The following is a 21,074-nucleotide window of genomic DNA, read 5'->3' as shown; positions in this document are numbered from 1 at the left end:
TCCCCCTCTTACCCTTTTTTAAAAATATACCATACAAGATATCTAGTGATCTATACCAATTTTCCCGGCCTATTTCTTTTTTCTCAGGTTCGTGTGTTTCCTATTCTAGAGCCAATTGTGGTAAGCTTAAAATAGATTATTTAAAAAAGAAAGCGGGAATGACAGATGATTGTAACAAACGATCAAGAATTAGAAGGCCTGAAAAAAATCGGCAGAATCGTAGCGCTGGCGCGTGAAGAAATGAAGCGGAAAGCAGAGCCCGGCATGAGTACAAAAGACCTTGACCTTATCGGAAAAGCGGTGCTTGACGAGCATGGCGCTGTTTCGGCTCCGGAAAAAGAATACGACTTTCCCGGTGTTACATGCATCAGTGTAAATGATGAGGTGGCGCACGGTATTCCAAGCACATCCACTATTTTAAAAGCCGGAGATCTTGTGAACATTGATATCTCTGCTGAATTCGGCGGGTTCTACTCCGATACAGGCATCTCATTTGTGCTCGGTGAAGGAGAAGAACGCCTTCATAAGCTATGCCAATGCGCGGAAGATGCTTTCCAAAAAGGCCTGCAGCAGGCAAAAGCCGGCAAGCGCCAAAATCAGATCGGGAGAGCCGTTTATCATGAAGCACGTTCTCAAGGATTTACCGTCATTAAAACCTTGACCGGCCACGGAATCGGCAGAAGCCTTCACGAAGCGCCGAACCATATCATGAACTATTATGATCCATTTGATAACGCACTCTTCAAAAACGGCACAGTGATTGCACTTGAACCATTCATTTCAACAAAAGCGGAAACCATCGTCGAAGCTGGAGACGGCTGGACCTTTAAGACGCCGGATAAAAGCATGGTTGCCCAAGTTGAGCACACCATCGTCATCACCAAAGACGAGCCGATTATCCTGACAAAGCTGTAAAAACACATTTCGTATGTTTAACCTCCTCCTTTTACAGGTAAATCATCACTATTCACAGGAGGAGGCACTGTAATGAACAGAGATCAAGAAAAAATCCAAATTGAAAACGAAATGAATGCAATGCACGGAACAATAAAAGAAGAAATTTTAAAAGACTTTGAAGAATTTAAAGACTACCTGAAAAAACAAGTTAACCGGGGCAAGAAATTAGGATTAGATGACGGCAAGCTTGTCAAAAGCGCTGCGATCCTGGGAGACTACCTCGCGAAACATGAAGAGCCGCAAAACGGCGAAGAAATGCTGCTTCAGGAACTTTGGAGCGTTGCGGATGATGATGAGAAAAAACATTTGGCACAGCTATTAGTCAAATTGGTTGAGAAACAATAAAACACCTAAGCCGGGCGTATGCCCGGCTTCTTTATATTGTCACAGCCCGGCCCATCCAGATATGCTACACTAGGATTAATGTGTCTTGAAAGGAGCCTTTGTCCGCATGTGGTTTATTATTTTTGGAATCGTCTTTTTCATTGAAGGCATCATCATGACCGTTTTCGCCATGAAGAAAAAAAACGGGATGCTTACATATATCGGTATTGTGTTCAGCATCATGACACTTGGCATTGTCGTGCTGAAACTCACCGGGCATTAAATCATATTCAGCGTTTACTCCGCATATACATACAGGAAGAACGTTCGCATCACTAGTGCGAAAGACTCAGTTTCCCCCGCATCTCTTTTCAGCATCTTTTGATAGATGTTACAATGCCAATCGTTTGGTCAATCAGATAGGGAAAGGAGTTTTCTGACATGCATTACGGCAGTAAAGGCTGGTATGTAGCAGAATTAAAAAAACAGGGCATCACGAAATATGAAGGAAGAAAGCTTCAAAGCTATAAAACCTATTTTCTTGCCAACCTGCTTGAAACAAAGAAAAAACAATCCTGACATGGTGAAGCCGCGCACGTTTAGAAGCGCGGCTTTTTTATTGAATTGAAAGCAGCCTGTCCCGTTTTTTGATAAAGGAAGATCTCCAGCTTTCAGACAATGCTTCTTCACTTAACATCCGTTCAATGGCAGTGAGATTTTTTGTGTCATGGTATTTGATATGGTTTGCGAATTGGACGGATATGCCTTTTTCGCCTCTGGACAGCAGTTCGAGCTTTGCATCCGGAGCGACCCTGCCCTCTTCCAGCACGCGAAAATAAAATCCTGTATATCCGGTTTGCTGAACTTTCAGCACCATATCCTTCACACCAAACTTTTTGGCCAGTTTTATACACGGCTGACGCGGCTGGCTGACCTGAACAACGGCATCATCAAGCTGAAAGACATCCCCTATGCAAACGTCCTCCTCAGTCAGACCCTGTACCGTGAGATTTTCACCAAACGCGGCGTCAGGGAGCGATCTAGAGAGAAACTCAGTCCAAAACGGATAGTGCTCCGCGGGATAGACACAGACAGCCTTATCAGGGCCGCCATGATTGACGAGGTCCGCCTGTCCGTCTCCATCAAAATTCTCCCGATACAGCATAACCGCGGAAGCAGCCGGCCGCTTCATGATGCCGGTCTCTATTTTCTTTCCATCGTATTCAAGCGTCTGCGGCTTTCCCAGGTTAAGAGAAAGAATGGAATAATGCGCTGATGTCATACGAACACATCCCCTTTACAGTATATAAAATGATTGATTATCATAAAAAGAAAAGGTGGTTTTTACATGCTTCAATATCGAATCGTTGCAGACGGCCGGGTTCAAGGTGTCGGTTTCCGCTACTTTGTTCAAGCGGAAGCTGATAAGCATAAACTCACCGGCTGGGTCAAAAACCGTGATGACGGGCGTGTCGAGATTTTGGCCGAAGGGCCGGAAAACGCCTTGCAATCATTTCTTGAGGCCGTGAAGAAAGGCAGCCCCTTTTCAAAAGTTACCGGCATCTCTGTCACTGAATCCAGCAGCCTTGAAGGCCATCATCGGTTTTCAATAGTCTATTCGTAAGGCTTATCCTGATAAAAGTAATTCGGCTTGACGATTGAATTGTCATAGGACCTGTGAAAAATATGTGTGGAAGCTGGTGAAATCGGCGGAATCAGCCATGTCCAGTCACCCGTCAGCTTTCTGCCCGCTTCTTCCTCCTGCTCTTCAAACCGTTTAAACTGGCTTGCAGCCGTGTGATGATCAACGATGCTGACGCCGTGCTTTTTATATGAATGCAAAACAGCTTTATTCAATTCAACAAGCGCCTGATCCTTCCATAAATCCGCATTGTAATCAGTGGCAATACCGATAACGGATGCCACTTTTTTGAGCTTATCATACCGCTTTTCATCAGCCAGGTTTCTCGCACCGATCTCCGTTCCCATATACCAGCCGTTAAACGGTGCGGCATTATAATGAACGCCACCGATCTCAAGCCTCATATCCGCAATAATCGGCACGCCGTACCATTGCAGCTTCAGGTCAGAAAACGCTTCGAATTCCGGGTGGGTCAGCGGAACTTCTATCACCAGTGACCGGGGCAGCTCATACCAGACCGGCTGTTGGTCACCCTTCATGCGGAAAATAAGCGGCAGCAAATCAAAATCAGTCCGCTCTCCGCGCCAGCCAAGCTGCTCACAGGCTGCGGTAAGAGAACGGGAAGCAGGATCGCCGATTCTTTCTCCGTCGGAATCGTATCCCGCATACCGGATCAGCTGATGGTTCCAGATCTCTATCTGCTTTTCGCCCTTCTCTTCCGGAGGGAAAATCGTAATCGTCGGCCTGATTTTCCCGTTATTTGTTGCGGTTTCAATGTGATGCAATAAAGCGTCCCGTACTTCTTCTTTTGTCCGGACGTCACGTCTGTCAATGACATTCAGCGAATTCCAGAATAGTCTCCCGATGCAGCGGTTGCTGTTTCTCCAAGCCATTTTCGCCCCGTGCGCCAGCTCTTCCTTTGTATGTACATAGCTTCCAGTCCGGTCAATCTCACTTTTAATGTCATCGAGACGGTCTTGCACTTCATCCTCCTTTCCGAGTTCCTGATAGCAATTGGCAATAAACGCTTTCGCTTCATTCCATAGTATTTCTTTATCTTCCAACAAACTCTCCTCCAAATCGCATTCATGCTTCTCATTGTATCGTTTTTGAGCGGGAAGACAAATGATTTTTCTGCATCTTCTTGGAAAAACAAATAAAAAAACACCCGCGTTTGCGAGTGTCAAAGGGATGATAAATGATTGGCCAATTCCATTAAATCACTGCGAAAGTTTCTGCCTGTCATTGGGATGCCGTGCCCGGTCAGCAGAGCTTCCGGTTCTAGTTCGGCAAGTCTTTGAATGGACTCGGCGGCCGTCTCGGTGTCAGGTGTGAAATAAGCCGGCGGGCCGTGAAGCTCCTGTTTTTGAATGAAGACGTCCGCCATTTTTTCCTGTTCAACTGTAATCACCGCATCACCTGCGACAAGCACATGGCCGTCCTCGCGGAATAGTGAAATATGGCCGGGTGTATGGCCAGGTGTGGCGATCCAGATCCACTCGTCCAGAAACGGAACAGTGCCGTCTTCAGGCAATGCTTGAACATGAGAGGAAATATCGATTGAGTGGCGCGGAAACAGCGGCGACAGCTTGGCGACCAGCCCGCTTTTGCTGTCTGGCCGCGCCGACGGATAATCCTCTTTTCCGGTTACAAAAGGCATCTCCCGCGAATGAATATAAACAGGAACATCCCAATGCTCAAGGATCTCTTCAATGGCCCCGATATGATCAAAGTGCCCGTGTGTCAGAATAATGGCTTTCAAGTGATAGTCATCGCCGAATCTCTGTTTTGCTTCGTGTAGAATCATGCCGGCTGATTGAGGCATGCCGGCATCTATTAAAATAAATGAATGAGGTTCAGAAGGATATTGAATAAAATAGACATTCGCAATTTGCACGGTCAGACCATGTACACCCTTTGCGGCTTCGAACCCAGTCCCGCTTCTGACTGAAGTGAGCGGCATATAAGGATCACTCATGTAGACACCTCCGGTACGTTGTATGCCGTTAGTGTATGTCATTCCGCCCGAATTATCATGCAGAAATCGAAATGGCACCGATCAATAAAGCGGTAACCGTCATGACAATCACGGCGAGAACCGCCCATTTCAAAGCGAATTTTTGATGATCGTCAATGGAGACTCCGACAAGCCCGACAAGCAAATGTGTTGATGGCACAAGCGGGCTCAGCATATGAATCGGCTGGCCGATAATCGAAGCCCTGGCAATTTCCACTTTATCCACGCCGTATGCGACAGCCGTTTCTGATAAAATCGGCAGCACTCCGTAAAAATACGCGTCATTTGGCATGAGATATGTGAAAATGCCGCTAGTTAAGGCTACAATCGCCGGGATAAACCCGCCCATTTGTTCGGGAATCATCGACACAAGCGAAATCGCCATTTCGTCAACCATTTTGGTGCCTGTTAAAATTCCCGTAAAAACGCCTGCTGCAAAGATCATGGAGCCAATGGCCAGCACGTTGCTTGAATGTGCTGAAATACGCTGTCTCTGATGATCGAGGTTCGGATAATTCACAATAAGTGCAATACAGAATGCGATGACAAACAGCACCGTTAAACTGACTTTGCCTGATACTAAAAACCCTATCAATGAAAGCGTTAACAACAAATTGAACCACCAAAGCTTCGGCCGCTTCCACTCATCTTCAACCGCAGCGGCTGGTTCGTTGACATCGGCCGGCTGTTTCAGCTCAATCACACCGAGCCGTTTGCGCTCCGCTTTACCCAGAACATACGAAACTGCGACCATACAAAGCATTCCGCTTGCGATCACAGGGATCATCGGCCCGGTCAGCTCAGCCGGATCAACCCCGAGCGCGCTCGCCGCCCGCGGCGTCGCGCCTCCCCATGGAATCGTATTCATAATCCCCATGCCGACTCCGGCGATTCCCGCCAATATAATCGGCCGGATGCCGAGCAGCAGATAGAGCGGGAGCATCGCGCTTGTTGTAATCATATAGGTTGTTGAACCGTCCCCATCCAAAGCAACGAGCATCGTAAGAACCGCTGTACCGACAACAATTTTTAACGGATCGCCTTTGACCATATTTAATATTTTTGCAACCATCGGATCAAAAAGCCCCGTGTCAATCATAATTCCAAAATATAAAATCGCAAACATAATCATAACAGCCGTCGGCGCCACCTGCTGAATCCCCGAGATCATCATATCGCCAACTTCAGTGAACCCGAAACCGGCTATCAGCGCAAACACAATCGGCGTCAAAACCAATGCGGTCAGGACAGAAAGCCGTTTTGTCATGATCAGTACCATAAACACAAGCATCATAAGAAATCCTAAGATTGCTAACACATTCATTCCCCCTTTAAATGAATCCGCTTACATTTTATCCCCTATTCCCCTTTTGCCTTTTTGTCATCGTATGAGAAAAACGTTCTCAAGTAAATAATTTGGTTTTTATGTATTTTTAATTTTTTAAAACCGTTTTGTTCTTTTTGGTCATTTCTCCAACACAAAAAGCATTCCGCATACGGCAGAATGCTTTTTGCTTAATTGCCTGTCATGATGGTTTGATAAAACGCTGATTGTTCTTCAAGAAACCGTGTCGTTTCCTTGCTGTTTAAATAAAAGCTTTCCCAGTCCTGCTCATTTATCTTCTTTTTCCATTCGGGCGAGGATGTCACCTTTTTTAATGCTTGGTCCCAGTAAGAGATCTCTTCCTCAGACATGTTTTTCGGTCCCAGCACCCCTCTCCAGTGAGAGAAGACAAACGGAATGCCCTGTTCTTTCCACGTCGGCACTTTTGGAAAACCGGGCAGCCTTTTCTCTGACGTGACGGCGGCTAATGTAATCTCGCCGTTTCGCTCGTACGGCTTGGCTTCTGAAACGGTCATGGAAGCTGCTTCAATCTCATGCCTGATAAGCGCCTGAATCAATTCTTCACTGCTGTCAAACTGTAAAAACTCAATGTCAAAGGGATCAATCCCGTACATATCAGCGGCTCTGACGAATGAGAGCTGATCGTCATTGCCAAGCCCCGGAGAAAAACCGATTTTGACTTTGCCTGGATGCATCTTGATTTCCTTCAGCACATCCTTCCCGCTTTTCATAGACGATCCTTTCGGAAGAGCGACAGTCTGCCATTCCTTAGCGAGAATCGCCAGAGGCGTAAAATCATCTGTTTTTAATTTACTTTGTCCGAGCAGGTAATTGCTCAGGATTAAACTGGACATCATACTGATGGTCTGCTTACCGCTTTGGTTGACATATTTCCAGCCTTTGTCGCCTCCGCTCCCGGGTTTATACACAAGATGAATACTGCCTTTCATCAGCTGTTTTTGCCTGAGCACGGATTGGATGGCCTGCGCCGTTACATCCCAGCCCCCGGAAGGCTCGGCAGGCACAACGATCTCAACCGGCCCGTCCGGCAGTCGGGGAGCGGCCGCCTGCCGGATATCACCTTGTGTGAAGACTAATAGACAAATGAATATGATCACAAGTTTTTTCATGACTATTCAGCCGCCAAATAATATTTTCTCTCCGGTCTGCCGATAATCCCATACTCCAGCTCTGCCCGCGCTTCTTCCTTAGACACAAGATACTCGGCATAACGGCGGGCTGTTGTTCGTGACGCGCCCATTGTTTCTCCGAGTTCTTCCGCTGTCATTCCTCCGGCCGCAGTACGCAGCGCCTCTTTGATTTTTTTCAGTGTGATCGGATTGATGCCTGTCGGCAAATTCTCCGCAGTGACAGCTTCCTTAGGGGCGCCCCCGAAAATATGATCAATCATGGATTGGCTGACCTCCGGCTGAGACAGCAGCACCTGCCTTTTTTCTTTATACTGGAGCAGCACCTGCTTGAACTTATCAGCCGTTACGGGCTTAATCAAATAGTTTGCGATTCCCGCCCGCAGCGCTTCCTGTAAGTGGCGGGTTTCCGTTGCGGCTGTAATGATCATAATATCAACGTCCGGAAACCGTCTCCGTATCTCTGGAATCAATGCTGTTCCGAGCTCGTCCGGCATATAAATATCCAATAACAGCAAATCCGTTTTGTGTGTCTTCAAAAGCAACATTGTCTCTTTGGCATTGCCCGCTTTGCCGATAATGCTGAATCCATCTAGCTGCTGAATCAATCTCTCATGGATTTGCGCAACCCGAAAATCATCCTCCGCAATCACGATGTGAATCAAATGGATTCCCCCTTTGTCTGTTTCTCCTTCGGTATAAAAACAGTAAATACCGCTCCCCCGCTTTTTTGATTTGTCAGTTCGATCCAGCCTCCCAGCTCACGCACTGACTCTTTTACGTTGGCGAGCCCGTAGCCTCTCTTCATCCCCTTTGAAGAGTAGCCTCTTTCAAACACCGCTTCCATCTTATCGGGCGGCACTCCCGCCCCTGTATCGGATACTTCGATAACAACATCCCGTCCGATATCTGTAATAAAACATGAGACCTCCTGTACGCTTTGATCTGCTACAGCTTCGAAAGCGTTATCAATTAAGTTGCCGATAATCGTAATGAGATGAGACAAGCCGACATGAGGAGGAAGAGGTCCTAGTGTGCTGTTGTCATCGATCGACAGCTTCACCTTTTTTTCCGATGCTTTGCTCATCTTTCCTAACAAAATCGCCTGCACCTGCTGCGAATGAATATTTTGGAATAAAATATCATGCTGTTCATTTTGGATGGCGTATTCCTCTTTAATCAGTTCAATCGCTTCCTCATATTCGCCAAGCTCAAGCAGCCCTAAAATCGCGTAGAGCTTATTGGAAAATTCATGAGTCTGGGCGCGCAGGTCCTCTGAGTATTTCCGCACCTCTGTCAGCGTGTCAATCAGCTTTTTCAGTTCTGTTTTTTCTCTGAAGCTGATAACGATTCCGTACCTCTGTCCGCCTTGTGTCATGACTTTTGTATTGATAATAAAGACTTGGTCGTTGACACATACCTCCTGATTCGATTGCATTTCTTCCTGCTCAAGCACAGACATCAGTTCTGCTCCCGGCATCACGTCATCAACAGGCACGTTCATCACAGGCTCGGGAAGCTTAAGCATCTCAGCCGCCGATACGTTCATCATCGTTACAATGCCATCACGATTGGTGGCGATAATCCCTTCCTTAATCGCCCGCAGCATCGCATCCCGCTCCCGATAAAGAGATGCAATTTCGTGGGGTTCAAGGCCAAGCGTATCCTTTCTGATGCTTTTGGCAAGCGCGGCGGCACCGACAAATCCAAGCAGCAGCACGAGTACAGCCATGAAGCTTAAGTCTCGCAGATGTCTCTTAATGCCTTGCTCTGTCTTCGTCTGCAGAAAATCAACGGACACGCTGCCGATCACTTGGCTGCGCCCCTTTTGTTCCTCGATAATCGGTGCGCTGCCACGAATCACCCTTTGTCCATCCGCTTTTGTCTCTGAGACGTGAGAGCCTCCAAACAGGATTTCTCTGCTTCTCGTCAGATGCTTATTTTCGCTATTGTCCGAGGCGGTTCGGACCATTCCTTTTTCATCAAGCACATAAATGGCATAAGCGCCGGTCTGTTCTTTCATTTGTTCAATGACCTCCTGCGCCTCGGCAGCTTGCCCGTCTTTCGTCACGATGAGTCCCTTTGCCGGCGGCATATAGGAAATCGTTCTCGCCGTCTGCACCGCCAGCTGCTCTGCCTGTTTTCGCCCTTCTTTTGTTTGCTGAACGGCAAACGTGACCGTCAGCACGCCAATCACAAAGATCAGCAGCGCCGCAATCAACCCCATTATTTTCGTTTGCAGAGAAAAATGGAAACGCTTTTTCACCACAGCACCAGCCGTCCTTTCTACCTAGATCATACCATTTTTCTCCCGTAAATTTTCTTATTTTTCAAAATCCATTTCATTGATGATCAGAGGTTATGATTCAGATCATGATTTTTCCTCTCCAGATTTCCAGCAGCCTGTTTTGCTGAACACTCCTTTTTTCAGGAAGGAATCATTCCATCTGAACATTTCGATATATATATATATAGTATCTGAATGATTTGGTGAAGGGCGGTGGTTATGGTGAAAACGAGTATTATTGTGCTGACTTATAATCAATTGGCGCTGACAAAACAATGCTTGGAGAGCATATGGACGCATACCGATGATGACTGTATAGAAGTGATTGTTGTAGATAACGGCTCTCATGACGGGACACAGGACTACCTCAAACAGATTCCTTCAATCAAAACGATTTTTAATGAAACAAACAAGGGGTTCGCGAAAGCCTGCAATCAAGGCCTTGAGGCCGCTTCTGGAGACAATGTTCTTTTTTTAAACAATGATACTGTTGTGACGAATCATTGGCTGGAGCCGATGATCAAGCTGCTTTATCATAATGATAAAATCGGCATGGTCGGGCCTGTAAGCAATTATGTCAGCGGGCCTCAGCAAATTTCAGTTGATTACACCAGTTTAGAAGGAATTGAAGATTTTTCTCAGCGCCATTGCATGCGGCACCGGGGCAAATCAAGAAGCGTTTTAAGGCTGGTCGGATTTTGCCTTCTTGTCAAAAAAGAGGTGCTGGACAAAATCGGCGGCTTTGACGAGCGTTTTGGAGGCGGTTCATTTGAGGACGATGATTTGTGCCTTCGCGCTCTGCAGGCCGGTTATCAGCTGAAAATCGCCCTTGATTCGTTCGTGCATCATCACGGGCATGCCACGTTTTCCGGCAATCCGGATATAAGTATCAGCCGACTATATCAGGTCAACCGCCAAGCCTTCGTAGATAAATGGAAGCAGGATGTGACGGCTTTTATTGATCCCCAGCCAGAGCTGACAGCCCTTGTGCCTTCAAAAGCCCGCTCCATCCTGCATATCGGCTGCGGCGCAGGAGCTGCGGGTGTAGAGCTGTTGAACCGGCAAACCTGTACATTGCACGGCATTGAAGAAGATACATTGCTACGTACAATAGCAAGCGCTTATTATGAACAAGTCACTTCTGCCGATACCGAAACATGCCGCCTTCCTTATCCTGAAGCTTTTTTTGATGTCATTTTGATAGGAGACCTTTTGAACTGCGCGATGTATCCCCAGCGAACGATTGAGGCTCTTGCCCTTTATCTAAAGCCTTCAGGCTCATTAATTTGCAGCATCCCGAATACAGCTTATGCAGACACGCTTTTCTCATTATTATGCGGAACACCCGCACACACACATTTCATCACGCCTCAAAACGTAAACACACTATTTCCCGAACACCTTTATGACATAAAATCAACCACCTCTCATTCAGCCATTCCTGAATCGAACATACAGCTATTTTTACAAGAAGCTGAATATCTTGCCGGGCAATTTGGTTTGTCTTTGGATCACTTGTCAGAACATGCTCAGATTGATTACATGTTTGTCCATGCAATGAAGAAAAAACAGCCTGAAGCGGAGGTGGCGATTTGATTTCTATCAGTCTATGTATGATCGTGAAAAATGAGGAAGCCGTCATCGGCCGCTGCTTAGATTCTGTGCGGAGGATTGCTGATGAAATTAACATCGTGGATACCGGCTCAGTTGATCAGACGAAAGACATCGCTGCCCGTTATACAGACCGCATCTTTGATTTTGAATGGATAGACGATTTTGCGGCCGCTCGAAATTTTTCGTTTCAGCAGGCAACAGCTGACTATATTTTATGGCTTGATGCCGATGATGTGTTTACCGAGAAGGATCAAGAACTGTTCTTGGAACTAAAAAAAACGCTTGATCCGCATATTGACGCGGTATCAATGAACTATCACCTGGCGTTTGACGAAGAAGGCAACGTCACATCCAGCTTACGAAGATACCGGCTCGTAAAACGGGAAAGGGGCTTTAAGTGGATCGGCGCGGTCCATGAATATTTAGAGGTGTACGGAAATCTCCAACACAGTGACGCAGCGGTTTCACATATGCCGCTTAGCCATGACGCTGACCGAAATCTGCAAATTTATGAAAACATGGCCTCGTCAGGGAAGGATTTTTCGCCAAGAGATTTATTTTACTATGCAAACGAGCTGTGTGATCACGGAAAAATAGAAAAAGCGATAGAATACTATTTGCGTTTTTTGAAAACCAAGCAGGGGTGGGTCGAGGATAATATCAGAGCATGCAATAAATTAGCAGATTGCTATCATTCTTTGGGATTGAAGGAAAAAGAATTAAGCTGGGTGCTCCACACTCTCGTCTACGGGCTTCCCAGAGCGGAAACGTGCTGCAGATTGGGGTTCTCTTTTTTAGAAAAAAACGATGTTGAAAGCGCGGTCTATTGGTATGAAAAAGCAATTGAAAATAGAGGCTCAGAAAGCTTGGCTTTTCAAAACCGCGCCTGCGCCACCTGGCTGCCTCACTTACAATTAGCTGTCTGCTACGATAAGCTTGGCCAGCATCAGCTTGCCTATCAGCATAATGAATCGGCTTTACAATACCGTCCTCATGATTCAAGAATGCTTGCCAACAAAACATACTTTGAAGAGGTCCTGCAGCAGCAGGCTGACTCCGGAGGTGAACATCATGGAAATCAATAAAAGGTCACTTGCTGATTCTATGAAAGAATATGAGCGAAAAGATAAAGAATATTACAAAGGCATTAACCGGCAGCTGTTTGACCTGGTAGAACCCCATGCGAAAACCATTCTTGAAGTCGGTTGTGCTGAAGGCCTGTTTGGTGCAGTTGTTAAGAAAAAAACGAAATGCTCCTATTATGGGATTGAATCATATCCGCCTGCTGCCGAAAAAGCCGCTCATCACATTGACGAAGTGATAACAGGAGACATCGAAACATTGAAGCTTCCTTTTGAAAAAAACACATTTGATCACGTCATCTTCGGGGATGTATTGGAGCACTTAATAGACCCTTGGGCAGTGTTAGCTAACATGAAGCCTTACGTAAACGAAACAGGGAGCATTTTGGCAAGCATTCCGAATATCGGGCATATCTCAATTTTTGAAAGTCTGCTGTCCGGCAAATGGACGTATACACAGGCTGGGCTGCTCGATAAAACACACTTCCGTTTCTTCACCTTGCAGGAAATGAAGAAAATGTTTCATGAAACGGGTTACAAGGTCAGCCAAATTGAGCCTATTTCCTTTACGACTCACTATTATGAAAAAATGATCAGCAGACTGGCACATGTCAGAGCAAACATGGGAATTCACCATGCAAACTTTGAGGAGGAAGCCAGGGCCTATCAATATGTCATAAAGGCGCAAAAAAGATGAAACAGCATGTAAATGAAAATTCCATTTGCTTCATTACATGTGTCAATGATGACACCCTTTATGACCTCTGCCTGAGACATATCCAGTCTCTTTCAGTGCCTCCTCATATGGAGGTTGAGTTAATCGATATCCGAAAGGCTGACAGTATGGCCTCCGGCTACCAGGCGGCAATGCATCAGTCAGACGCAAAATATAAAGTGTATGTACATCAGGATACATTTATCATCAATCGTTCATTTATTTACGATATCCTTCATGTCTTTCAGCAAAACGATGCGCTTGGCATGATAGGCGTCATAGGAGCTGAAGAAGTGCCGCAAAGCGGGATTTGGTGGGAGGCTTCTAAAAAAGCGGGAAAAGTCATTGAATACCGCAGAACGTATAGCTATTTGTCGTTTGATGAGATAGACGAGACCGTAAAAACAGTTGAAGCATTAGACGGTTTATTGCTGGTCACTCAGTACGATCTCCCGTGGCGGAAAGAGATCTTTGACGGCTGGCATTTGTATGATACTTCGCAATGCTTTGAGTTCAGGAAAAAGGGGTATTTGGTCGGCATCCCCCATCAGAAAGAGCCATGGGTCATACATGCATGCGGCAATGAGTTTGATTCTGACCAGTATTCTGATTACCTTGAAAAATTTTTGAGGGAGTACTTTCAAACATGATAAGTCTTCCATTGAGCACAACAAGAAACCTACTTTTTTATAAAGTAGGTTTCTTGTTTCATATGCTTGAATTTTAAAAAAGAAGTGACTCTCATTCTCTATTATTAAGGGAACCTAATAGCATTTATATCTAGGTTTAGTGCGGAGCTGCCACTCACATTACTTACTGTGGTAAAAATTATCCTAACCTCATAAGAAGTCGTGCCTGTGACTGTTGTAGCATCTACATACGTTGTAGCCATTGGAAATCTTGACGTAATGGCAACATTAACATTTCTTTGGACGGCGCGTGTGTCTATCAATACTCCGTTTCTATAAATTCTGGTTTGGAAAGTAAAGTTCGAGTTAGCTGTCGTTGTCACATCAACAGAAATGGCAAGATCTAATTTTATTAATTGGCCAGCGACTGTTGGCAGACTTAAAGTTCCAATTGACGTTTCAGTACCGTTAACAGCAACTGTAACTGGGCCTGCTACCTCATTGTAAAACAGCTGCGGATTTGCCCCGGTTGGTCCGGTTGGTCCAGTGACTCCCGTTGGACCTGTTGCTCCTGTTGCTCCTGTTGCTCCTGTTGCTCCTGTTGCTCCTGTTGCTCCTGTTGCTCCTGTTGCTCCTGTTGCTCCTGTTGCTCCTGTTGCTCCTGTTGCTCCTGTTGCTCCTGTTGCTCCTGTTGCTCCTGTTGCTCCTGTTGCTCCTGTTGCTCCTGTTGCTCCTGTTGCTCCTGTTGCTCCTGTTGCTCCTGTTGCTCCTGTTGCTCCTGTTGCTCCTGTTGCTCCTGTTGCTCCTGTTGCTCCTGTTGCTCCTGTTGCTCCTGTTGCTCCTGTTGCTCCCTGTTGCTCCTGTTGCTCCTGTTGCTCCTGTTGCTCCTGTTGCTCCTGTTGCTCCTGTTGCTCCTGTTGCTCCTGTTGCTCCTGTTGCTCCTGTTGCTCCTGTTGCTCCTGTTGCTCCTGTTGCTCCTGTTGCTCCTGTTGCTCCTGTTGCTCCTGTTGCTCCTGTTGCTCCTGTTGCTCCTGTTGCTCCTGTTGCTCCTGTTGCTCCTGTTGCTCCTGTTGCTCCTGTTGCTCCTGTTGCTCCTGTTGCTCCTGTTGCTCCTGTTGCTCCTGTTGCTCCTGTTGCTCCTGTTGCTCCTGTTGCTCCTGTTGCTCCTGTTGCTCCTGTTGCTCCTGTTGCTCCTGTTGCTCCTGTTGCTCCTGTTGCTCCTGTTGCTCCTGTTGCTCCTGTTGCTCCTGTTGCTCCTGTTGCTCCTGTTGCTCCTGTTGCTCCTGTTGCTCCTGTTGCTCCTGTTGCTCCTGTTGCTCCTGTTGCTCCTGTTGCTCCTGTTGCTCCTGTTGCTCCTGTTGCTCCTGTTGCTCCTGTTGCTCCTGTTGCTCCTGTTGCTCCTGTTGCTCCTGTTGCTCCTGTTGCTCCTGTTGCTCCTGTTGCTCCTGTTGATCCGGTTGGTCCAGTTACTCCGGTTGGTCCGGTTGCACCGGTTGATCCTGTTGATCCCGTTGGTCCAGTTGCTCCTGTTGATCCGGTTGGTCCAGTTGATCCGGTTGGTCCAGTTACTCCGGTTGATCCGGTTGATCCGGTTGATCCTGTTGATCCGGTTGATCCGGTTGATCCGGTTGATCCTGTTGATCCTGTTGATCCTGTTGATCCCATTGGTCCAGTTACTCCGGTTGGTCCGGTTGCACCGGTTGATCCAGTCGCACCGGTTGATCCGGTTGATCCCGTGACTCCAGTTGGTCCGGTTGATCCGGTTGATCCGGTTGATCCGGTTTCTCCGGTTGGACCTGTTGATCCGGTTTCTCCGGTTGGACCTGTTGATCCGGTTTCTCCGGTTGGACCTGTTGATCCGGTTTCTCCGGTTGGACCTGTTGATCCCGTGACTCCAGTTGCTCCGGTTGCACCGGTTGATCCCGTGACTCCCGTTGGACCTGTTGATCCCGTCGCTCCCGTTGATCCCGTTGCTCCTGTTGATCCCGTTGCTCCTGTTGATCCCGTTGCTCCTGTTGATCCCGTTGCTCCTGTTGATCCCGTTGCTCCTGTTGATCCCGTTGCTCCTGTTGATCCCGTTGCTCCTGTTGATCCCGTTGCTCCTGTTGATCCCGTTGCTCCTGTTGATCCCGTTGCTCCTGTTGATCCCGTTGCTCCTGTTGATCCCGTTGCTCCTGTTGATCCCGTTGCTCCTGTTGATCCCGTTGCTCCTGTTGATCCCGTTGCTCCTGTTGATCCCGTTGCTCCTGTTGATCCCGTTGCTCCTGTTGATCCCGTTGCTCCTGTTGATCCCGTTGCTCCTGTTGATCCCGTTGCTCCTGTTGATCCCGTTGCTCCTGTTGATCCCGTTGCTCCTGTTGATCCCGTTGCTCCTGTTGATCCCGTTGCTCCTGTTGATCCCGTTGCTCCTGTTGATCCCGTTGCTCCTGTTGATCCCGTTGCTCCTGTTGATCCCGTTGCTCCTGTTGATCCCGTTGCTCCTGTTGATCCCGTTGCTCCTGTTGATCCCGTTGCTCCTGTTGATCCCGTTGCTCCTGTTGATCCCGTTGCTCCTGTTGATCCCGTTGCTCCTGTTGATCCCGTTGCTCCTGTTGATCCCGTTGCTCCTGTTGATCCCGTTGCTCCTGTTGATCCCGTTGCTCCTGTTGATCCCGTTGCTCCTGTTGATCCCGTTGCTCCTGTTGATCCCGTTGCTCCTGTTGATCCGTTGATCCCGTTGCTTGTTGATCCGGTTGATCCCGTTGATCCGGTTGATCCCGTCGCTCCCGTTGCACCTGTTGGTCCTGTTGATCCCGTGACTCCCGTTGCTCCCGTTGCTCCGGTTGGTCCAGTTACTCCGGTTGGTCCGGTTGGACCTGTTGCTCCTGTGACTCCCGTTGGACCTGTTGATCCCGTTGATCCTGTTGGACCTGTTGATCCCGTCGCTCCTGTTAATCCAGTGACCCGTTGCTCCGGTTGATCCGGTTGATCCGGTTGATCCTGTTTCTCCCGTTGGTCCAGTTACTCCTGTTGGACCTGTTGGACCTGTTGGTCCGGTTGGACCTGTTGGACCTGTTGGTCCGGTTGGACCTGTTGGTCCGGTTGGACCTGTTGGTCCGGTTGGACCTGTTGGTCCGGTTGGACCTGTTGGTCCGGTTGGACCTGTTGGTCCGGTTGGACCTGTTGGTCCGGTTGCTCCTGTTGCACCGGTCGGTCCTGTTGATCCCGTTGATCCCGTTGATCCTGTTGATCCTGTTGATCCGGTCGGTCCTGTTGATCCGGTCGGTCCTGTTGATCCGGTCGGTCCTGTTGATCCTGTGACTCCCGTTGGACCGGTTGGTCCGGTTTCTCCTGTTTCTCCCGTTGGTCCAGTTACTCCGGTTGGTCCGATTGATCCGGTCGCACCGGTTGATCCCGTCGCTCCCGTTGCTCCGGTTGGTCCGGTTGATCCCGTTGCTCCGGTTGGTCCGGTTGATCCCGTTGCTCCGGTTGGTCCGGTTGATCCCGTTGCTCCGGTTGGTCCGGTTGATCCTGTTGATCCCGTGACTCCCGTTGGACCTGTTGCTCCGGTTTCTCCCGTTGCTCCGGTTTCTCCCGTTGCTCCGGTTTCTCCCGTTGCTCCGGTTGCACCTGTTGGTCCGGTTTCTCCTGTTGCACCGGTTGATCCGGTCGCACCGGTTGATCCGGTCGCTCCCGTTGATCCGGTTGATCCCGTGACTCCCGTTGATCCTGTTGGTCCTGTTGCACCTGTTGGTCCTGTTGCACCTGTTGGTCCTGTTGCACCTGTTGGTCCTGTTGCACCTGTTGGTCCTGTTGCACCTGTTGGTCCTGTTGCACCTGTTGGTCCTGTTGCACCTGTTGGTCCTGTTGCACCTGTTGGTCCTGTTGCACCTGTTGGTCCTGTTGCACCTGTTGGTCCTGTTGCACCTGTTGGTCCTGTTGCACCTGTTGGTCCTGTTGCACCTGTTGGTCCTGTTGCACCTGTTGGTCCTGTTGCACCTGTTGGTCCTGTTGCACCTGTTGGTCCTGTTGCACCTGTTGGTCCTGTTGCACCTGTTGGTCCTGTTGCACCTGTTGGTCCTGTTGCACCTGTTGGTCCTGTTGCACCTGTTGGTCCTGTTGCACCTGTTGGTCCTGTTGCACCTGTTGGTCCTGTTGCACCTGTTGGTCCTGTTGCACCTGTTGGTCCTGTTGCACCTGTTGGTCCTGTTGCACCTGTTGGTCCTGTTGCACCTGTTGGTCCTGTTGCACCTGTTGGTCCTGTTGCACCTGTTGGTCCTGTTGCACCTGTTGGTCCTGTTGCACCTGTTGGTCCTGTTGCACCTGTTGGTCCTGTTGCACCTGTTGGTCCTGTTGCACCTGTTGGTCCTGTTGCACCTGTTGGTCCTGTTGCACCTGTTGGTCCTGTTGCACCTGTTGGTCCTGTTGCACCTGTTGGACCTGTTGATCCAGTGACTCCCGTTGGACCTGTTGGTCCGGTTTCTCCCGTTGATCCGGTTTCTCCTGTTGCACCTGTTGATCCCATCGCTCCTGTTGGTCCGGTTGATCCCGTCGCTCCTGTTGGTCCGGTTGATCCTGTTGCACCTGTTGATCCTGTTGGTCCGGTTACTCCCGTTGATCCGGTTACTCCGGTTGCACCGGTCGGTCCTGTTGATCCCGTTGATCCTGTTGATCCGGTTGCACCCGTCGCTCCCGTTGCTCCGGTTTCTCCCGTTGATCCGGTTACTCCGGTTGCACCGGTCGGTCCTGTTGATCCCGTTGATCCGGTTGCACCCGTCGCTCCCGTTGATCCGGTTGCACCCGTCGCTCCCGTTGATCCGGTTGCACCCGTCGCTCCCGTTGATCCGGTTGCACCCGTCGCTCCCGTTGATCCGGTTGCACCCGTCGCTCCCGTTGATCCGGTTGCACCCGTCGCCCGTTGATCCGGTTGCACCCGTCGCTCCTGTTGATCCCGTGACTCCCGTTGATCCGGTTGCACCTGTTGGACCGGTTGATCCTGTTGCACCTGTTGGCCCGGTTGGTCCAATCCCCCCAGCAGACTCTATTAAAGAAACATCATCAATTAGAACAGACCCAAAAGTAGTTTTACTTATTACCACTACTGCGTTTACTGCTTCAGCGGGGGTTTCAATTGTTCTATATATTTCATTCCATGTATTAAATGAGACATTTGGCAATTTTCCAGTAGCAATGATAAATTTCTGTCCGCCTTCAATTTGTTCTCCTTCACTGTTAACGAATAAAATTTGTATAGTGACTTGAGGACTTGGATTGTTCCCCGTTTTCCCAAGCGAAACAGTGAATATAAGAGATTGTCCAGAAACGACAGGCACGATCTGCCCTAAAAAAGCATAAGGCTGGCTGCTGATAAACTGTGCGGAATAGCTTCCAGAATGGGCAAAAGTATTAATAACGGACGTATTTGCAAAAGCCCACCCCGTCAGATTGCCGGTTTCAAAACCTCCATTTACAATCACATTATTCACCCTACATCATTCCCCGCCCTCTTTTCTTAGTTCCAGCTATTATATGCAGGAAAACTATCATCGGTCTGTAAGGTCACTAGCAAAAATAAAAAAAGGTGATTGTCCCTGCATCACCTTTTTTCACTGTATTTGCGGAAAACCTGTTGCATGAAAAACACGAATTGCCGCATCTAAGCTAGATATGCTGAAAGTACGCCGGACATTTCTCACTAGGTTAAGCAATCCTGCCATTCATCATCTGTTACTCACGCCCTGAAGTAATGCGATCAAACATAAAAAAAGGCAGACCGCGTCTGCCTTTTTTCTTTCTACCATATCCCTAATAATTTCCACCATAACCCGCCGATCACAAGCCATGTGACAATATGAACGATCGACAGGATAAATCCGATAGACCACCATTTGCCTTGCGAAATGTAGCCTGCTCCGAAGAAGACCGGAGCCGCTCCAGAACCGTAGTGAGTTGTTGACCCGAACAGATTGCTGAAGAATGCGAGGCTCAGCGCTGCTAAAAGCGGCGGTGCGCCCGCTGCCACGACCACAGCCAAAAATGCTGAATACATCGCACTGATGTGAGCCGTCGCACTTGCAAAGAAATAGTGAGAGTAATAATACACAACAATTAAAATTAAAAATGCCACAATCCAAGAGAATCCAGATACAGATGATTTCATGGCGTTGCTGAACCAAGAAACCATGCCTAATTCATTCAGGAAGTTGGCCAGCATAACGAGCGCCGCAAACCAAGTGAGCGTATCCCAAGCGCCCTGTTCTTTCTTGATATCATCCCAAGTCAGAACCTGTGATAATAAAAGAACTGACAACCCAATCAATGCGGTTGTGGTTGCGTCGATGTTGAAGCTGCCGCCAAAAATCCAAAGAACAAGCACTAAAAGAAACACAATAACCATGGAAAGCTCTGATTTTTTAAATGGTCCCATTTCTTTCAGTTTTTCGGTTGCGATTTTCGCTGCGTCCGGTGTTTCTTTAATTTCCGGCGGATACAGCTTGTAAATCACAAGCGGCGTGATGATTAAACTTACAAGTCCCGGAACAATCGCGGCAATTGCCCAGCTTGTCCATGTTAAGTCCACCCCTGCGACATCATGGGCCAGCTTGGCAATCAGCGGGTTTGCCGCCATCGCCGTCAGGAACATAGCAGATGTAATCAAGTTTCCCTGAAAACCGGTTTTTAATAAGAAAGCACCGATTTTTCTTTCTGTTCCATCTGCCGGGCTTGATCCGAATGTTTCGGATAATGATCTGATAATAGGAAATATAATGCCTCCTGCACGCGCCGTATTACTTGGAATAGCAGGTGATAATATTAAATCACTGAACAGCAGTGAATAAGAAAGTCCAAGGGTTTTCTTCCCGAATTTCTGAACGAATACATACGAAATTCTCGCACCTAGCCCGGTCTTGATAAATCCCCGGGAAATAAAGAATGCGATGACGATAAGCCAGATGGTCTTATTCCCGAATCCGCTTAATGTATCCTCAATTGATAATGTTCCAGTTAGTGCAGTAACCGCCAATGCAAAAATTGCAATTGCACCCATTGGCAAGGGCTTGGAGATAAAGCCGATAATTGTCGCGACGAAAATCGCAAACAAATGCCATGCTTTAGGTTCAAGTCCGGACGGAGCGGGAATAAACCAGATGATTAGTCCCACAGCGACAGTAATAAGCAATGGAACAAGCTTTACTGCTGACTGTTTTCCTGCGTCTTTTTCTGAAGCCATAAATAGGTCTCCTCCTATATACTTGTTTTCCGATCCCCTTTCCCATTCTACTCCTTAACTAAGTTAATAAACATTTTAATTAATTTAAAAAACACAAAGGTGAG

General features: G+C 48.0%; 17 protein-coding genes and 3 pseudogenes. 11 read left to right on the top strand and 9 right to left on the bottom strand.

Features of this window, described 5'->3' with window-relative positions; genetic code table 11:
• Window positions 1-165: 165 nt before the first annotated feature.
• From map to NST56_RS04210, 4 genes are all read left to right on the top strand, one after another.
• Window positions 166-915 carry a type I methionyl aminopeptidase gene (map, locus tag NST56_RS04225; protein WP_010333379.1) on the top strand — a complete coding sequence of 250 codons (750 nt, stop codon included), beginning with the start codon at window positions 166-168 and terminating at the stop codon, window positions 913-915.
• Between the two features lie 72 nt (window positions 916-987).
• On the top strand, window positions 988-1,302 hold the full coding sequence (locus NST56_RS04220; protein WP_268447335.1) for a DUF3243 domain-containing protein: 315 nt from the start codon (window positions 988-990) through the stop codon (window positions 1,300-1,302).
• 106 nt (window positions 1,303-1,408) lie between these two features.
• Window positions 1,409-1,564 (top strand): hypothetical protein, encoded by a 156-nt coding sequence (locus tag NST56_RS04215; RefSeq protein WP_339180225.1) that lies wholly within the window; start codon window positions 1,409-1,411, stop codon window positions 1,562-1,564.
• Between the two features lie 158 nt (window positions 1,565-1,722).
• A complete protein-coding gene (locus NST56_RS04210; RefSeq protein WP_010333376.1) occupies window positions 1,723-1,860 on the top strand; it encodes a YflJ family protein in 138 nt (45 codons plus the stop codon).
• A 37-nt stretch (window positions 1,861-1,897) separates the two neighbouring features.
• On the opposite strand, the gene NST56_RS04205 is transcribed toward NST56_RS04210, so the two are convergent.
• Window positions 1,898-2,563 carry an MOSC domain-containing protein gene (locus tag NST56_RS04205; protein WP_268505992.1) on the bottom strand — a complete coding sequence of 222 codons (666 nt, stop codon included), beginning with the start codon at window positions 2,561-2,563 and terminating at the stop codon, window positions 1,898-1,900.
• Window positions 2,564-2,629: 66 nt separating this feature from the next.
• Between NST56_RS04205 and NST56_RS04200 the strand changes: the two genes are divergently transcribed.
• A complete protein-coding gene (locus NST56_RS04200; RefSeq protein ID WP_010333374.1) occupies window positions 2,630-2,905 on the top strand; it encodes an acylphosphatase in 276 nt (91 codons plus the stop codon).
• On the opposite strand, the gene nosA is transcribed toward NST56_RS04200, so the two are convergent.
• The 6 genes and pseudogenes from nosA to NST56_RS04170 form a co-directional block, all read right to left on the bottom strand.
• Window positions 2,896-3,987 (bottom strand): nitric oxide synthase, encoded by a 1,092-nt coding sequence (nosA, locus tag NST56_RS04195; RefSeq protein WP_339180217.1) that lies wholly within the window; start codon window positions 3,985-3,987, stop codon window positions 2,896-2,898. The two genes, NST56_RS04200 and nosA, sit on opposite strands and share 10 nt — an antisense overlap.
• A 119-nt stretch (window positions 3,988-4,106) precedes the next feature.
• Window positions 4,107-4,901 (bottom strand): MBL fold metallo-hydrolase, encoded by a 795-nt coding sequence (locus tag NST56_RS04190; protein ID WP_339180215.1) that lies wholly within the window; start codon window positions 4,899-4,901, stop codon window positions 4,107-4,109.
• A 55-nt stretch (window positions 4,902-4,956) separates the two neighbouring features.
• A complete protein-coding gene (gene citM / locus NST56_RS04185) occupies window positions 4,957-6,258 on the bottom strand; it encodes a citrate transporter CitM (RefSeq protein ID WP_268450848.1) in 1,302 nt (433 codons plus the stop codon).
• 197 nt (window positions 6,259-6,455) lie between these two features.
• On the bottom strand, window positions 6,456-7,415 hold the full coding sequence (locus NST56_RS04180; RefSeq protein WP_339180211.1) for a tripartite tricarboxylate transporter substrate binding protein: 960 nt from the start codon (window positions 7,413-7,415) through the stop codon (window positions 6,456-6,458).
• A 2-nt stretch (window positions 7,416-7,417) separates the two neighbouring features.
• Window positions 7,418-8,098, bottom strand: a complete 681-nt coding sequence (locus NST56_RS04175; protein ID WP_010333368.1) for a response regulator — start codon at window positions 8,096-8,098, stop codon at window positions 7,418-7,420.
• Window positions 8,070-9,702, bottom strand: a pseudogene (locus NST56_RS04170) (sensor histidine kinase). Before NST56_RS04170 ends, NST56_RS04175 begins: the two are co-directional and overlap by 29 nt.
• Window positions 9,703-9,939: 237 nt before the next feature.
• Here NST56_RS04170 and NST56_RS04165 point away from each other — a divergent pair.
• The 6 genes and pseudogenes from NST56_RS04165 to NST56_RS04140 all read left to right on the top strand — a co-directional run.
• Window positions 9,940-11,316, top strand: a complete 1,377-nt coding sequence (locus NST56_RS04165; protein WP_339180207.1) for a glycosyltransferase — start codon at window positions 9,940-9,942, stop codon at window positions 11,314-11,316.
• Complete coding sequence (locus NST56_RS04160; RefSeq protein ID WP_339180204.1) at window positions 11,313-12,419, top strand: glycosyltransferase; 1,107 nt, start codon at window positions 11,313-11,315, stop codon at window positions 12,417-12,419. The genes NST56_RS04165 and NST56_RS04160 overlap by 4 nt, the downstream gene beginning before the upstream one ends.
• Window positions 12,406-13,113: a class I SAM-dependent methyltransferase gene (locus NST56_RS04155; protein WP_339180201.1), complete on the top strand. Its 708-nt coding sequence runs from the start codon at window positions 12,406-12,408 to the stop codon at window positions 13,111-13,113. The genes NST56_RS04160 and NST56_RS04155 overlap by 14 nt, the downstream gene beginning before the upstream one ends.
• Window positions 13,110-13,781, top strand: a complete 672-nt coding sequence (locus tag NST56_RS04150) for a glycosyltransferase family protein (RefSeq protein ID WP_339180199.1) — start codon at window positions 13,110-13,112, stop codon at window positions 13,779-13,781. Before NST56_RS04155 ends, NST56_RS04150 begins: the two co-directional genes overlap by 4 nt.
• An 814-nt stretch (window positions 13,782-14,595) precedes the next feature.
• Window positions 14,596-16,719, top strand: a complete 2,124-nt coding sequence (locus NST56_RS04145; protein WP_339180196.1) for a DUF4573 domain-containing protein — start codon at window positions 14,596-14,598, stop codon at window positions 16,717-16,719.
• Window positions 16,720-16,783: 64 nt separating this feature from the next.
• Window positions 16,784-18,661 (top strand): annotated as a pseudogene (locus tag NST56_RS04140) (DUF4573 domain-containing protein); the annotation flags it as partial.
• A gap of 177 nt (window positions 18,662-18,838) precedes the next feature.
• On the opposite strand, the pseudogene NST56_RS04135 reads toward NST56_RS04140, so the two are convergent.
• Window positions 18,839-19,216, bottom strand: a pseudogene (locus NST56_RS04135) (NTTRR-F1 domain); the annotation flags it as partial.
• 317 nt (window positions 19,217-19,533) lie between these two features.
• A complete protein-coding gene (locus NST56_RS04130; RefSeq protein WP_010333359.1) occupies window positions 19,534-20,970 on the bottom strand; it encodes an anion permease in 1,437 nt (478 codons plus the stop codon).
• Between the last annotated feature and the right edge of the window lie 104 nt (window positions 20,971-21,074).

The sequence above is a fragment of the Bacillus sp. FSL R5-0560 genome (assembly GCF_037966305.1).
GTDB classification, from domain to species: domain Bacteria; phylum Bacillota; class Bacilli; order Bacillales; family Bacillaceae; genus Bacillus; species Bacillus mojavensis.
Note: the sequence above shows the minus strand (reverse complement) of the source record. Positions and strands in the feature narration are given on the sequence as shown.